Origin of the sequence: Asaccharospora irregularis DSM 2635 (assembly GCF_900129815.1) — a bacterium.
Lineage (GTDB): Bacteria > Bacillota > Clostridia > Peptostreptococcales > Peptostreptococcaceae > Asaccharospora > Asaccharospora irregularis.
In genome coordinates, this window is record NZ_FQWX01000006.1 from 1 (window position 1) to 15,627 (window position 15,627).

Annotated in this window: 14 protein-coding genes, 1 pseudogene and 1 other annotated feature; of the genes and pseudogenes, 13 read left to right on the plus strand and 2 right to left on the minus strand. The window is 30.3% G+C overall.

Translation table 11 applies throughout. From position 1 onward, the window contains the following. The first annotated feature begins 176 nt into the window (after positions 1-176). Positions 177-1,319 (plus strand): pyridoxal-phosphate-dependent aminotransferase family protein, encoded by a 1,143-nt coding sequence (locus tag BUB34_RS04075; RefSeq protein ID WP_073124509.1) that lies wholly within the window; start codon positions 177-179, stop codon positions 1,317-1,319. A gap of 132 nt (positions 1,320-1,451) precedes the next feature. After that, on the plus strand, positions 1,452-1,988 hold the full coding sequence (locus tag BUB34_RS04080; protein ID WP_073124711.1) for an ECF transporter S component: 537 nt from the start codon (positions 1,452-1,454) through the stop codon (positions 1,986-1,988). Between the two features lie 231 nt (positions 1,989-2,219). On the opposite strand, the gene recX is transcribed toward BUB34_RS04080, so the two are convergent. Continuing rightward, the gene (recX, locus tag BUB34_RS04085; RefSeq protein ID WP_073124511.1) at positions 2,220-2,858 is read right to left on the minus strand and encodes a recombination regulator RecX; all 639 of its coding nucleotides are present in this window, start codon (positions 2,856-2,858) and stop codon (positions 2,220-2,222) included. A gap of 414 nt (positions 2,859-3,272) precedes the next feature. Between recX and nadD the strand changes: the two genes are divergently transcribed. From nadD to sdaAA, 8 genes and pseudogenes are all read left to right on the plus strand, one after another. Continuing rightward, positions 3,273-3,962, plus strand: coding sequence for a nicotinate-nucleotide adenylyltransferase (nadD, locus tag BUB34_RS04090; protein ID WP_084120164.1), 690 nt, complete (start codon positions 3,273-3,275; stop codon positions 3,960-3,962). Continuing rightward, positions 3,963-4,535: a bis(5'-nucleosyl)-tetraphosphatase (symmetrical) YqeK gene (gene yqeK, locus BUB34_RS04095; protein ID WP_073124514.1), complete on the plus strand. Its 573-nt coding sequence runs from the start codon at positions 3,963-3,965 to the stop codon at positions 4,533-4,535. It begins immediately after the preceding gene. A 93-nt stretch (positions 4,536-4,628) separates the two neighbouring features. Next, positions 4,629-4,979, plus strand: a complete 351-nt coding sequence (gene rsfS, locus BUB34_RS04100) for a ribosome silencing factor (RefSeq protein WP_073124516.1) — start codon at positions 4,629-4,631, stop codon at positions 4,977-4,979. Between the two features lie 35 nt (positions 4,980-5,014). Next, positions 5,015-5,207: a binding site (T-box leader), on the plus strand. A 70-nt stretch (positions 5,208-5,277) separates the two neighbouring features. Beyond that, the gene (leuS, locus tag BUB34_RS04105) at positions 5,278-7,698 is read left to right on the plus strand and encodes a leucine--tRNA ligase (RefSeq protein WP_073124518.1); all 2,421 of its coding nucleotides are present in this window, start codon (positions 5,278-5,280) and stop codon (positions 7,696-7,698) included. 276 nt (positions 7,699-7,974) lie between these two features. Beyond that, positions 7,975-8,163 (plus strand): annotated as a pseudogene (locus tag BUB34_RS04110) (pyridoxal-phosphate dependent enzyme); the annotation flags it as partial. Between the two features lie 350 nt (positions 8,164-8,513). After that, positions 8,514-8,894, plus strand: coding sequence for a RidA family protein (locus tag BUB34_RS04115; protein ID WP_073124520.1), 381 nt, complete (start codon positions 8,514-8,516; stop codon positions 8,892-8,894). A gap of 422 nt (positions 8,895-9,316) precedes the next feature. Continuing rightward, positions 9,317-9,991: an L-serine ammonia-lyase, iron-sulfur-dependent subunit beta gene (sdaAB, locus tag BUB34_RS04120; RefSeq protein WP_073124522.1), complete on the plus strand. Its 675-nt coding sequence runs from the start codon at positions 9,317-9,319 to the stop codon at positions 9,989-9,991. Positions 9,992-10,012: 21 nt separating this feature from the next. After that, positions 10,013-10,891: an L-serine ammonia-lyase, iron-sulfur-dependent, subunit alpha gene (gene sdaAA / locus BUB34_RS04125; RefSeq protein ID WP_073124524.1), complete on the plus strand. Its 879-nt coding sequence runs from the start codon at positions 10,013-10,015 to the stop codon at positions 10,889-10,891. 75 nt (positions 10,892-10,966) lie between these two features. Here the strand turns inward: sdaAA and BUB34_RS04130 are convergent, their stop codons facing one another. Continuing rightward, positions 10,967-12,289 carry a D-alanyl-D-alanine carboxypeptidase family protein gene (locus tag BUB34_RS04130; RefSeq protein WP_073124526.1) on the minus strand — a complete coding sequence of 441 codons (1,323 nt, stop codon included), beginning with the start codon at positions 12,287-12,289 and terminating at the stop codon, positions 10,967-10,969. Positions 12,290-12,367: 78 nt separating this feature from the next. Between BUB34_RS04130 and BUB34_RS04135 the strand changes: the two genes are divergently transcribed. The 3 genes from BUB34_RS04135 (at position 12,368) to selA (ending at position 15,617) form a co-directional block, all read left to right on the plus strand. Continuing rightward, a complete protein-coding gene (locus tag BUB34_RS04135; RefSeq protein WP_073124528.1) occupies positions 12,368-13,030 on the plus strand; it encodes a helix-hairpin-helix domain-containing protein in 663 nt (220 codons plus the stop codon). Positions 13,031-13,118: 88 nt separating this feature from the next. Then, positions 13,119-14,162: a selenide, water dikinase SelD gene (gene selD / locus BUB34_RS04140; RefSeq protein WP_084120168.1), complete on the plus strand. Its 1,044-nt coding sequence runs from the start codon at positions 13,119-13,121 to the stop codon at positions 14,160-14,162. 75 nt (positions 14,163-14,237) lie between these two features. Next, complete coding sequence (gene selA, locus BUB34_RS04145) at positions 14,238-15,617, plus strand: L-seryl-tRNA(Sec) selenium transferase (RefSeq protein ID WP_242948822.1); 1,380 nt, start codon at positions 14,238-14,240, stop codon at positions 15,615-15,617. Positions 15,618-15,627: the final 10 nt, after the last annotated feature.

Genomic DNA, 15,627 nt, shown 5'->3' on the forward strand with positions numbered 1-15,627 from the left:
TCAAAGTTGAATCATCCATTAGGGAGAATTTTAATAGAAAACAATTAAAGAAATGAATTAAGATCCGATAGGATTTTATACAAATTTAAAAATTAAGAAAAGTTGTTAATGTTCGTTAGATTATTAGAAAGTTTTCTATCAAATGTTACAACTACATTATACAAGGGGGGATTTGGATGAACAATAAACTTAATTATGCGCCAGGGCCATCAGAGGTGAGGGAAAACGTTAGATTAGCTAGATCTCAGAAGACTACAAATCCAGATATTGATGTTGAATTTGTAGAATTTTATAAAAATACTTGTGATAAAATGGGAAAAATAATAGATACCAAAAATGATATATACATATTGAGTGGAGAAGGTATATTGGGGCTTGAGGCAGCTTGTGCATCACTTACAGAACCGGGAGATAGGGTTCTTGTAATAGGAAATGGAATTTATGGTGATGGATTTGCGGATTTTGTTAGTATGTATGGTGGAGAAGTAGTACTTTATTCTAAAGAGTATTCAAAAGGTATAGATATTGATGAATTAAGAAAATTTTTACAGAAAGATAGCAACTTTAAATATGCTACTTTAGTGCATTGTGACACTCCTACTGGAGTTTTAAATGATGTAGGTAGCTTATGTCCTATACTAAAAGAATATGGGATAATTACGGTTGTAGATTCTGTTGCTGGAATGGTTGGAGAAAAGCTAAAAGTAGATGATTGGAGTATCGACATAGCCCTTGGTGGATCTCAAAAGGCAATATCTGCTCCTGCAGGACTCACAATAGTGAGTGTAAGTGATGATGCTAAGAAAGTTATAAAAAACAGAAAAACAAATGTTACTGGTTTTTATTGTAATCTACTAATATGGGAAGGATATTATGAAAAGAAATATTTCCCTTATACAATGCCTATAAGTGACATAATTGGACTTGATAGAGCCTTAGATAATATATTAGATGAGGGTATAGAAAATGTTTTAGATAGGCACGAAAAAATTGCATCAGCAGTTAGAAAATCTGTTGAGGAATACGGATTAGAACTATTTTTAGAAAAAGACTACTCTAATACAGTCACAGCATTAAAAATACCTGAAAGCATAGGTGCACTAAACCTAAGAAATCAAATATTAAATGATTATAATACGCTTATAGCAACATCTCTAGCTGAATATGAAGATAAAATACTGAGAATAGGTCATATGGGAGAAAACGCTGTTTTAAGCAAAATATTATATATATTAAATGTAGTGGATAATGGATTAAGAACTTTGGGATTTGAGGGAAAAGGGAATTTAGTAGAATTATTTAATAAATACTATATTTAACAAATGTTGTATTTAACAAATATTGTATTTATTAATACATAGATTAGAATATTAATTGAAATTTTGTAGCAGTTTTCGTATGAAAATGTAAATATACTACAAGAGATATAAATGGATTATGGGGGGGTAGAAATGCAGGCAACGACAAAGCAAAAATTTACAACAAAGGATTTAGTTGAGAGCTCACTGCTTATAGCTTTAGTTTTTATAGCAACTAAATTTATCAATATAAGACTACCTATATCAATAAACGGTGGCCTTATACATTTAGGAAATGTGATGTTATTTACATCAGCTATAGTATTTGGAAAGAGAAAAGGGGCTTTGGCCGGTGGAATAGGAATGGCATTATTCGATTTAGTATCAGGTTGGACACTATGGGCGCCTTTTACGCTAGTAGTGAGAGGTATAATGGGATATATAATAGGCAAGATAGCTTGGGCAAACAATAAAAATGGGGATAATACAATTACAAATATAATAGCTATAATTCTAGCGGGTATATGGATGTTGGTAGGTTACTATGTAACGGAAGTTTTGTTATATGGCAACATAGTTTCACCTTTGACGTCTATCCCAGGAAATATAGTTCAAATATTAATAGGGCTTATATTAGGGGTTCCATTAGCAAAAATTCTTAAAAGATACATAAAAATAGGTGGCTGTTAAACTATAGCATATATAATAGAAAAAAATAAAAGTACTCTACTATGTACATTTTTGTGGACTTAATAGAGTACTTTTTAAATTTTACTGCATGCTGTCGTATTTGTATAGCTGAAAGGTATTGTAGATACCTAGTATTAACCCCAATACACCGATGAGTATTTTCATCAGAATAACCTCCTAATTTTAGCCATAAAATCTTAAAATATACTAAATTAATTATAACATAATAAACTACAAATTATACTCATCAACATCTAAAATTCTACTTAAAACTCTTTTTATTATATCGTAATTAAATCCTTTATAAGCTAAGTGCTGTGAAATTTTTTGATATATCTTTCTTTTATCATCATTTTTAACTCTTTCATATCTTTTTTTTGCCAAATACATAGCATTTTCAAATTCTTCATCAGTATCTATCTCAGAAATAGCCTCTGATATAGTTTCTCTATCAATCCCTTTATTATAAAGATTTTGTTTTATTTTATTTCTACCGCATTTATTTAGATTGAGGTTGGTGTTTACTATTTTTTGAGCTAGCAATTCATCATTTACAAAATTATATTTTCTTAGAAATTCTAACACATCTTCAATTGTATCTTCTTCAAAATCATCTGAAAGTTTTTTTCTAATCTTGGACTCAGATTGATCTGCTTTAGATAATATATTTAAAGCTTTATTTTTTGCCTTTATAAACATTTCATTTTTAAGAATTTCCTCTAAATCTTTTTTATCTATAATAGAACCTTTTTTTAAGTTGAAAGTAAACACAAGTTCTTTAAATATTGCCATAAAAAACTCATCATCTACATAGATATTAACCCTATCACAATTTCTTTTTTGTGCTTCTATTTTAGTTATTATACTCATTTTATTATATCTCCATTTCATTTTAGTTTTAAATATATTTTATAATCTAGTATATACATTTCAAATACATACATTTCAAAAAATCTTTAAAGATTTTAGATAGAAAATTTTTATAGTAAAAAATTGTTTTTATATAAAAATTTTATCTGTAATTATATTAACGATATTAATAGAGGATATTAGTGAAAATTATAAAAAAATTAGTTTTATTGAATTATATTTTAAGTAAATTAAGATAAATTATAAAAAAATTACTTTAATTAAAAAATTAAGTGAAAGTATGTTAAAAAATTATTTTTTAAAGAGTTTTCGTATATTATAAATATAATTATATACTAAAAAAACAATTTATAAGCTTTAATAAATAAAAAATAATGGTACAATAATAATATAACTTGTAAAAGGAGACGCAATATGAAAATCGATAATCTAGTAATTATGGAAGAAAAGGAAAATAATAAAAAACTAGATGAATTTAAAAATAATAACAGTAAAATGAAAATAGGTATATTGGGAGGGACATTTGACCCTATACACTATGCTCACCTAGCAACAGCGGAGTTTATTAGAGACAAGTATAGTCTTGATAAAATATTTTTTATACCAACAGGTAATCCTCCTCATAAACTGGGAATAAAAACAGACAAATACGATAGGTATAATATGGTACTACTTGCAACCTCGAGCAATAAAAATTTTCTGGTATCAAATGTAGAAATAGAAAGAAATGAAAGGACTTATACAATAGATACATTAAAGTATTTAAAAAAAACATACAAAAATGCAGAAATATATTTTATAACTGGTGCAGACGCCATATGTGATATTGAAAAGTGGAAAGATGTAGAAAGTATTTTTGACTTAGCAACATTTATAGCTGCTGCAAGACCTGGAATAAACCAACTTGTGGCCCAAGAAAAAATAGAACAGCTAATAAAAAAATATAAAGCAAATATAATAAGTGTTTATGTTCCATCCCTAGATATATCATCTACATATATAAGAGAGCAATTAAAGGATGGAAGATCAGTTAGATACTTAGTTCCTGAAACAGTGGAAAATTATTTATATAAAAACAAATTATATGAACAAGGAGATGAGTAAATGAATCTAGACAATATCAATAAAAAACTAAAGGAAATGCTGACAGAGGGGAGATTTGAACACTCGCTAAATGTTGCTAAATGTGCAGAAAAATTATGTGATATATATGATTGTGACAAGGAAAAGGCTTACCTAGCGGGAATGGTTCATGATTGTGCAAAATGCTTAAATGAAAAGCAAGTAGAGGATTATGTAGAAAAATATGAAATATATCTAGATCCACTAGAAGAAAATAATCTAGCATTATCACATAGTGCAATAGGGTCATATATAGCTGAGTATGAATTAGGAATAAAGGATGAGGATATAATAAACTCAATAAAGTATCACACCACTGGAAGAGAAGAAATGAGTATATTAGAAAAAATAATATACATAGCTGATTTAATAGAAGAAGAAAGAAAATTCCCTGCAGCAGATGAACTAAGAAAATTAGCATATGCGGGTGAGCTTGACAAGGCTATACTAACTTCATTTAACAATACATTAAAGTACGTTATTGAGAATGATGAATTAATACATACAAGAACAGTTAGTGCAAGAAATTATATGATGCAAGAAATGTCTCTATAGTGGCATAATAATATTGACAAATAAAATAGCTTAAACTCTTTTGTTTATGGTATAATTATTAAACCTTAAAAAATAGGAAAGAGAGGAATTATTATGACTATAGAAAACATGACAAAAGTAATATATGATGCAATAGATGATAAGTTAGGTGAGGATATAGCAATACTTAACATAGGAAAGGTTTCAAGTCTATGTGATTATTTTGTTATAGCTACAGGATCTTCCCAAAGACAGGTAAAGGCTATAGCTGATAATGTTGAAGATGAGTTAACTAAACTTGGAATAGAGCCAAAAAGTAAAGAAGGGCATGGAACTCAAACATGGGTACTTCTTGATTATGGAGATGTTATGGTTCATATATTTAACGAAGAAAATAGAGGTTTTTATAACCTAGAAAAATTATGGAAAGATGCACCTTATGTAGATGTTGACACTTTAGCATAGAAATGATAGTATAGTTAAATATAATCTAAAAATTAAAATATTAAATAGACTAGAGTAGTAAAAGATTGAGTTTTACCAGAGAGCTAGTGGGTGGTGAGAACTAGCAAAATTTAACTTTGAACTTGCTAGATTTAAATCTATTTAGCCGTAGTTGGCATAAAAACTATCTAAGAGAGCCTATTTTAGGCTAATTAGGGTGGTACCGCGAAGATTATCCTCGTCCCTAAACGTAAGTTTAGTGGGCGGGGATTTTTTAATGAAATTATATATACTAAAATACATCAAAGGAGGAAAATAAATGAATACTTACAATCCAAATAAGGTTGAGTCCAAATGGCAACAAGCCTGGGCTGAAAATAATCAGTACAGAACTGAAACTAAAGATTCATCAAAAGAAAATTATTATGTGTTAGAAATGTTTCCATACCCATCAGGTAAAATACACATGGGTCATGTTAGAAACTATTCTATAGGTGATGTTGTTGCCAGATTTAAAAAGATGGAGGGATACAATGTACTTCATCCAATGGGGTGGGATTCATTCGGTCTTCCAGCTGAAAATGCTGCTATAAAACACGGCATACACCCTCATAAATGGACTATGGAAAATATAGAAGATATGAAAGGTCAATTAAAGTTACTAGGACTTAGCTATGATTGGGATAGAGAAATAGCTACTTCAACTCCAGAGTACTATAAAATGACTCAAGAAATATTCTTAAAGTTCCTAGAGCATGGACTTGCATACAAGAAGAAATCTTTTGTTAACTGGTGCCCTTCTTGTGAAACAGTTTTGGCAAATGAGCAGGTTGTCCAAGGACAATGTGACAGATGTGACTCTGTAGTTATAAAAAAAGACTTAGAGCAGTGGTACTTCAAAACTACACACTATGCAGAAGAGTTACTTAATGACCTAGATGAATTAGATGGTTGGCCAGATAAAGTTAAAACTATGCAAAAAAATTGGATAGGAAAAAGTGTAGGAGCAGAAATAACTTTTGATATAGAAGGAATGGATAAGTCTGTAACTGTATTTACAACTAGACCGGATACTGTTTATGGTGTTAGTTATATGGTGTTGGCCCCAGAACATGAACTAGTTAAGGAATTGGTAAAAGGTACTGAATATGAGGCAGATGTAGATGCATTTATTAGCAAAATGCATACTATGACTGAAATAGAAAGAACTTCTACAGAAACAGAAAAAGAGGGTATGTTTATCGGAAAGTATGTTATAAATCCTCTAAGTGGTAAAAAAGTTCCTCTATGGATAGCGAATTATGTATTAGCTGATTATGGTACTGGTGCAGTTATGGCAGTTCCAGCACATGATGAAAGAGACGAAGAGTTTGCTGGTAAGTACAACTTAGATGTAATTAAGGTTATCGATGAAGACAATAAGATGATAAACTCAGAAGAGTTTAATGGATTAGAAGTTGAAAAAGGGTTTGAGGGAATAGTAAGCAAAATAGAAGAAATGAAAATAGGAAAGAGAACAGTTAATTATAGATTGAGAGACTGGTTGCTTTCAAGACAAAGATATTGGGGATGCCCGATACCTGTAGTTTACTGTGATGATTGTGGTATAGTTCCAGTTAAACAAGAAGATTTACCTGTACTTTTACCAACAGATGTTGAGTTTACAGGAAAAGGCGAATCTCCACTTACGACTTCAAAGAAATTTATGACAACTTCTTGCCCTAAGTGTGGAAAAGAAGCTAGAAGAGAAGTCGATACTATGGATACATTTGTAGATTCTTCTTGGTATTTCCTAAGATATATAGACAATAAAAATGAAAGTGAACCATTTAAAAAAGAATTAGTTAATAAGTGGATGCCTGTAGATCAGTATATTGGTGGGGTAGAACATGCTATAATGCACTTACTTTACTCTAGATTCTTTGTAAAAGCATTTAATGATATGGGAATGTTAGACTTCAAAGAGCCATTCAAGAACTTACTTACTCAGGGTATGGTTCTTAAAGAAGGAACAAAAATGAGTAAATCCAAAGGAAATGTAGTTTCTCCTCTTGAGATAATAGATGAGTATGGAGCAGACACTGCTAGATTATTCGTATTGTTCGCAGCACCACCAGAAAGAGATTTAGACTGGTCAGAACAAGGTGTTGAAGGATGTTTTAGATTCTTAAACAGAGTATATAGATTGGTTGATGAATTGTCAGATATAGTTAAGTCTAACTATGAAATAGGCGAACTATCTAAAGAAGACAAGGCTATGAGATATACTATACACACTACACTTAAAAAAGTAACAGAAGATTTAAGTAATAAGTTTGGATTTAACACAGCTATATCAGCTCTTATGGAATTAATAAATGAAATGTACAAATACAAAGAATTAGAAAATAGAAATGAAGGTGTTATAAAAGAAGGTATAGAAACAATAGTAACTATACTTGCTCCATTTACACCTCATATAGGTGAAGAACTATGGGATATGATAGGAAAAGATGGAAGCGTATTTGATATAAAATGGCCTAATTATGATGAAACTGCATTAGTTAAAGATGAAGTTGAAATAGTAGTTCAAATAAATGGTAAGGTTAGAGGAAAATTAAGTATTGCTTCTAACATAAATAAAGATGAAATGGAAAGACTAGCTATAGAGGATGAAAAAATAAAAGCTTTAGTAGATGGAAAAACTATAGTTAAAGTAGTAGCAGTTCCTAAAAAATTAGTTAATATAGTTGTTAAGTAAATCTTATAATATTTAATTAATATAAAATATAAACATAAGGGCTACACGAAATCAAGTTTATGCTAAATTTTGTTGTAGCCCATTTAAAACGAAAAAACCTAAATAAATCAGGTGAATAATACTAACTAATTAAAAAAATACTGTAAAACATCTTTTTTATATTTTATAATTAATTTTAAAATTGCGAAAAAGGCTTTCCTTATTGATTTTTATTTAGAAAAAATATAGAATAAAGTTGTTGATATGAAAAAAACGTTTTATAGGAGTGGATGAAAAATGGCGAAAGTTACACTACAGGATATAAAAGATGCTAGAGAAACTATAAAAGATATAGTTAGAACGACTGATATATTAGAAAGTAATAAGCTTAGTGCTTTGACTGGGGCAAAGGTTTTTTATAAATGTGAGAACCTACAAAAAACAGGTTCTTTTAAAATAAGAGGAGCATGTAATAAAATAGCAAGCTGAATTAGTATTAGAAACAGTAGATCATAATCATATAGATGAGATAAGAACTGCTATAGAAGAAAAAGGATTTAAAATAGTAGAGATGTAGTAATACCAAAATGTTGAGATTTAACCTGAAGTGTAATTTATAAAAAAATTTCTATCTAAAATCTTTAAAGGATAATTTTTTTGAAGTGCATATACGGAAATTATATTTATCAACAGTTTGAAAATGAATATAATTTCATATGCATTATAAAAAAATAATAAATACTATTTTAATGTTAATAATAAAAAATGTGTACAAAACTTATTGTATAGAGTTATAATAAATAATGGAAATTAATTTTTTACAAGGAGGGTTCAATATGAAACATCAAGTAATACATACAGAAAATGCACCTAAGGCTATAGGACCATACTCACAAGCGGTAAAAGCTGGAAATATGCTTTTTATATCTGGGCAAGTTCCATTTGTACCAGAAACTATGGAAATAGTAGAAGGAGATGTTAAGGCACAAACAGCTCAATCTCTAACAAACCTTAAAGCTATATTAGCTGAAGCAGGAGCAGATTTTTCAAATGTAGTAAAAACTACAGTTTTCATAAAAGATATGAATGAATTCGGAGCTATAAATGAAGTGTATGCTGAATTCTTCGGTGAAAATAAACCAGCAAGAGCATGTGTAGAAGTTGCAAGATTACCAAAAGATGTTAAAGTTGAGATAGAATTAATAGCTGTATTATAATATGCTTTAATTCATAAACTTTATATAGAAGGTTTAGCAAAAATTGGCCAACTACAGTTGGTCAATTTTTATTTTTGTGAAGACTTAGAAGTAATATTAATAAATATATAAAATTAGTTTTTATTTATAATTATAAAAAAGATTATATAGATAGTTAAACTATACGAATAAATAGAGTAAATACTTTAATAAAATGGTTAGATTTTGTAAAATAATAAAAACTACTTTCAAAAAACGAATTTTTTATATATAATATTAAATATATGAGATAATAAGATATATATGTTGATTTTAAATGATTTTTTTTATATATAAATCGACATAAAAAGAGTTATTTTTTTATATCTTCTGGGTATATAAATAATAATTTGTCATCAAAAAAACAATTAAGAAGAGACACTTAAGAAAAGAGAGGGAATCTAATGGCTAAAGATTATAGTGTATTTGATATCGTAGGACCTAATATGATAGGACCATCTAGCTCGCATACAGCAGGAGCTGCAAGATTAGGAAAAACTGCATCTAAAATAGCAGGAAAACCTATAAAAGAAGTTAAATTCTTGCTTCATGGTTCTTTTGCAGAAACTTACAAAGGACATGGAACAGATAAAGCACTAGTTGGTGGTATTCTAGGATTTAATCCAGATGATTCTAGAATAAGAAATTCTTTTAATATAGCGGATGAAAGCGGTCTTACGTTTGAATTCATAAAGGCTAACTTGGGAGAAAACGAACATCCTAACACAGTAAAAATAGAAATGATTTTAGAGGATGGATCAAAGTCAACTGTCAAAGGAGCATCTATAGGTGGAGGAAATATAATACTTACAGAAATGGATGGTTTACAATTAAACTTCAATGGTTCAAAACCAGCTGTAGTATTAGAAATAAAAGATATACCTGGAGCAGTATCGTTTGTTACTGGACTTCTTGCTCATAACAATAAGAGTATAGCGACAATGTCAAACAGTAAACCTGCAGGATCAGAGTACACATTTGTTACTATAGAAACAGATGAAAAACTAGAAAAAGACATAATAGATCAACTAAAGAAATTTGAGGTTGTAGCTAAGGTTGTAGTGTTAGACAAATTCTAAGAGTTAAGGAGAAATAGACAGATGAAATTTAATTTTACAAGTGGAGAAGAATTATTACAAAAATGTAGAGAATTAAATCTTCCTATACATGAATTATGTATAGAAAGAGAAGTTGAACTTTCAGGCTTATCTAAAGCTGAAATCAGAGAAAAAATGAGAACTAGTTTAAATATAATGAAGTCAGCTACTGAAAAAGCTGTTGAAGAAGATATAAAGTCAGTTGGTGGACTTATAGGTGGGGAAGCTAAAAAATTAACTTCACATAGAAATAACGGTAAAACAGTTTGTGGTAGTTTTATGAATAAAGCCTTAGCAGCGGCTATGGGTACAATGGAGGTAAACGCTTCAATGGGACTAATAGTTGCAGCTCCTACAGCTGGCTCCTGTGGTATTCTTCCAGCTGCTGTAGTAACAGTAGGAAAAGAATATGAGTTAACTGATGAAGAGATGATAGATGCTTTATTTACAGCTTCTGCAATAGGAGCTATAATAACTAGAAATGCAACAGTTGCTGGTGCTGAAGGTGGATGTCAAGCTGAAACTGGTTCTGCTGCTGCTATGGCTGCCGCTGGTGTAGTAGCTATGATGGGTGGTACTCCAGAACAATCAGTACACGCTGCATCACACTGTTTACAAAACGTTATGGGACTTGTATGTGACCCAATAGCAGGACTTGTTGAAGTTCCTTGCCAAGGTAGAAATGCTATAGGTGTTGCAAATGCATTGATATCAGCAGAATTATGTCTTGCTGGAATCCTAAATATAGTACCTTTTGATGAAACAGTTGAAGCTATGTACAAAGTAGGGAAAACTCTTCCAGAAGAGTTAAGAGAAACTGCTTTAGGTGGAATAGCTGCTACTTGTAGAGGTTGTTCTTTAACTAATAAAATATTTGGATAATAAGATAGTTAAATAATAAATTTATATAATGATAAAAGGGATATGTAATCGGATACATCTCCCTTTTATTTGTTTTTATCTTCTTTTATTTCTTTTTATTTTCTTTCTATTAATATCTATAACATTTTTGGATATAGATTTTCTTCTTCTAGCTTTTTTTATAAATACATAAACAACTAGTAGTACAAATACAAGCCCAATAATCAGTATAAGTTTGATTAGGTTTATCAACAGTACATTTTCTGTTATAAAACTAAAACTACTGTTAAGATTGTTTTGAGCGATTAAATCTATGCTAGATTCAAGTTTATTATCGGCATATACTTTTAGTGTACCAACTTTGTCACCAGTTTTTATAGGAAGTTTAATTTTATCAAGCTTTACTTTTGTAGTATATTCTGATTGAGATGTACCGTTTGGTAGTACTACACTATAGCTGTGTTTTGGTTGATATATCAAAGTCTTTTGCTTGGTAAATAAAACATTTTTTTCATCTCGATAACTTTCTTTTTTGACTACAGTACTAGAATAGAAATTGTCAAATCCGTAGTCCAGTAAAGTACGTGAATCCGTATACAAATCATTGCCATTGGATTTAAAAACAGCAGCTATTACTCTCATATCGTTCTTTGTTGCACTAGACAATAAGCACTTACCGGCCTTATCAGTAAAACCAGTCTTTAGACCATCAACTATATCATATCTTATATCTGTTTGTTTACCTTTATAATTTATTTTTTCGTTAGAAGTTAAAAACTTATTAGTATTTTTAAAATGTCTTTCAAATGGATACGCCTCAGTAGGGGGATATTTAACATATTTCATTTTAACTATCGACCTAAATGTAGGGTTACTCATGGCTTTTCTAGACATAAGTGCCATATCATAAGCTGTAGTGTAATGATTATCATCTGGTAAACCATGAGGATTATTGAAGTGGGTATTTTGAGCACCTACTTTTTTTGCCTCAGAGTTCATAAGTTCAGCGAATTTATCGATTGATCCCGATACATGCTTGGCTAATACATACGCTACATCATTACAAGAATGAACCAATAGGGCATCTAACAATTCCTTTACAGTAAAGGATTCTCCGTTTCTTAGATACATACTAGAACCTGTAATATGTGGCAAGTCTTTTATTGTTATGACTTCATTTAAATCATCAACATGCTTTATAACTAAATAAGCCGTCCATGCTTTAGTCGTTGAGGCTGGATAAAGTTTTTGGTTACCGTTTTTATTGTATAGGACTTTTCCAGTTTCATAATCCATTAAAACCGCATATTGAGCTAGTATATTAGGCTCATTCTTATATGCAAATGAGGAGTTTGCTATTCCTAGTAAATTAGTAAATACAATAGTAAGTACTAATAAGAGTGATAAATTTCTTCTCATTGTGGACCTCCAAAATTTAAACTTATATTTTAGTATATCATATTTTTGTCAATAATGAAGAAGAGGAGTGATTTTAAGATGAGAAATATGAAAAAAATAATTATATTTTCCTTAATAAGCATTCTATCGATAATATTAATAGCATATAAAGGAATGGATAATTTAAGTGAAAATGTCTATGTAGTGAGTGAAAGCGACACAAAAGAAAAACAGTCAATTTCACAAAAACAAGACAAAGAAGATGTTAAGGACACTAATAAAGATAATAAAAACTTAAAAAATAATAAAAATTTAAAGGAAATAACTGTATATGTAAGTGGCGAAGTTATCAATCCTGGAGTTGTAACATTAGATGTTGAAAAAAGATTATCGGATGCAGTCAATTCTTTAGGAGGAGTTACTAAAGACGCTGATTTAAATAGAGTAAATTTAGCTTTAAGATTAGAGGATGAACAACATTACATAATACCGAAAATAGGTGAGGAACTATGCATAAGCGATAATAATCAGGGAGACAGTCAAGAGTCAGGGAAAAGTGAATCAAACCAAAAGGTGAATATAAACACAGCAACAGCAAAGGAATTAGATGAATTACCTGGTATAGGAGAGGTTACTGCAGATAAAATACTAAAATATAGAGACGAAAGTGGTAAATTTAAGTCAATAGAAGAAATAAAAAATGTAAACGGTATAGGAGACAAAAAATACGAAGATTTAAGAGAACTTATATCTGTAGACTGATTTAGTAATCATAAAATATATATGTTTAATATAGAGCCTCAAATATGTTATTATAAATATGTATAAGTTACGGTAGGAGGTATCTATAATGAAGACTTTTAAAAAACTTACAGAGATGACAACAGCTGGAGGATGAGCAGCCAAAATAGGACCAGAGGTTCTGGCATCAGTTTTATCTCAGCTTCCAAAAAATGAAAACACAGAAAATCTTTTAGTAGGATTAGACACTGCAGATGATGCAGCTATTTATAAATTAAATGAAGAAATGGCGCTTATTCAGACTCTAGACTTTTTTACACCGATGGTAGATGATCCTTTTATATTTGGACAGATAGCAGCGTCAAACGCACTATCAGATGTATATGCAATGGGAGGACACCCTACAGTAGCAATGAATATAGTATGTTTTCCTTCATGCCATGATATGGATGTGCTAGCTGAAATTCTAAAGGGTGGATTTGATAAGGTAAAAGAAAGTGGGGCTCTTTTAGTAGGGGGTCATACTGTTGATGATAAAGAACCAAAATACGGTCTATCAGTATCTGGAATAGTTCATCCAGATAAAGTTTTATCAAATGCAACAGCAAAACCAGGCGATAAATTAGTAATTACTAAGCCTATAGGTGTAGGAGTATTAAATACTGCTATGAAAGAAGGATTAGTAGAAAAACGTATTGGAGATACGGTAATCGAAGTAATGATTCACTTAAATAAATACGCAGCAAAAAGTTTTGACAAAATAGAAGTAAACTCAGTAACAGATATAACAGGATTTGGACTTTTAGGACATACCTTGGAGATGGCGAAGGCATCAGAGGTTAGTATAGAAATAGAGGCAAAAGAAGTTCCTATTTTAGAAGGAGCTATTGAGATGGCTGAAATGGGAATAATACCTGGTGGAATGTATAAAAATATGCACTATATATCAAAAGATGTAGAAGTGCTAGGAGATATAGAAACTGCAGTAGAAGATATTTTATATGATCCTCAAACATCAGGAGGGTTGCTTGTATCTGTAAAAGAAGAATTTGCAGCAGATCTTGTCAAAGATATGAAATTAAATGGATCGATAGAAGCTAAAATAATAGGTACTGTAAAGGAAAAAGGCGAAAAATATATTACAGTTGTATAAGAATAATACAAAAGAACTTAAGACATATATTATGAGGAAAGAGTGATTATTTTGAACAAAAAGAAATTATTTGCGATGTTACCTTCAGTTGATGAGATGTTATCAGATACAAGGATAGAAGATATATTAAAAGATTATCCAAGGAGCTTAGTACTAGAATCCATCAGAGAAGTTATAGATTCAAAAAGAAAGTTAATAGTGGGATTAGATGATGAAAAACTAGAAAAGTTTACGATAGAATTTGATGAAATAGTAGAAAGTTCACTTGAAAGCGTAAAAATAAAATACTCTCTATCTCTAAAAACGGTTGTAAATGCAACCGGAACGGTAATTCATACAAATCTAGGAAGATCACTTCTTAGTGAAAAAATCAAAGATGATCTGTGGCATGCTGCATCTAGATATTCTAATTTAGAGTACGATTTAGAAAAAGGTGAAAGAGGTTCTAGATATTCTCACCTAACAGAAACAATAAAGAGATTAACAGGTGCAGAGGATGTTTTAGTGGTAAACAACAATGCAGCGGCAGTGCTTCTTGTACTGAGTACTATGGCAAAAGGTGGAGAGGCTATAGTTTCTCGTGGAGAGCTTGTTGAGGTAGGGGGATCTTTTAGAATACCTAGTATAATGTCTCTTAGTGGAGCTAATTTAGTTGAAGTCGGAGCAACGAATAAAACTCATCTAAAGGACTATGAACACGCTATTACAGAAGAAACAAAAGTTTTAATGAAGGTGCACACAAGTAACTATAGAATATTAGGCTTTACTCAAAGTATTGAAATAGAAGAACTATCAAAATTAGGCAAAAAATATGATATACCGGTAATAGAGGATCTGGGAAGTGGAGTATTTATAGACTTATCTAAATATGGATTATCATATGAGCCTACAGTACTTGACTCCATAAAACAAGGTGCAGATATAGTGACTTTTAGTGGAGATAAGATGCTAGGAGGACCTCAAGCTGGAATAATAGTAGGTAAGAAAAAATATATAGAAAAAATGAAAAAGAACCAGTTAACTAGAGCCTTAAGAGTAGACAAGCTAACAATATGTGCACTTGAGGCTACACTTAGAATGTATTTAGACGAGGATAAGGCAATTGAGGAAATCCCTTCTTTGAAGATGTTGACATACTCTATAGAAGAACTAGAAGATAAGGCGGATAAGTTATACAAAAAAATAGAAGAGTTAAATTTAGATGCCACTATAAAAATAGAAGATGGTTTTTCTCAAGTAGGTGGGGGATCGATGCCACTTGAAACCATAAAATCTAAAGTAATATCTATAACACCAAGTAATATAAATGTATCGTTATTAGAGAAGAAGTTGAGACTAAGTAAATCTCATATAATAGCTAGAGTATACGATAACAAATATATACTGGATGTTAGAACTATATTTGAAGATGAATTTGATATAATAGCAAATGAGTTAAAAAATATAAAGCTTTAATAGGGAGAAA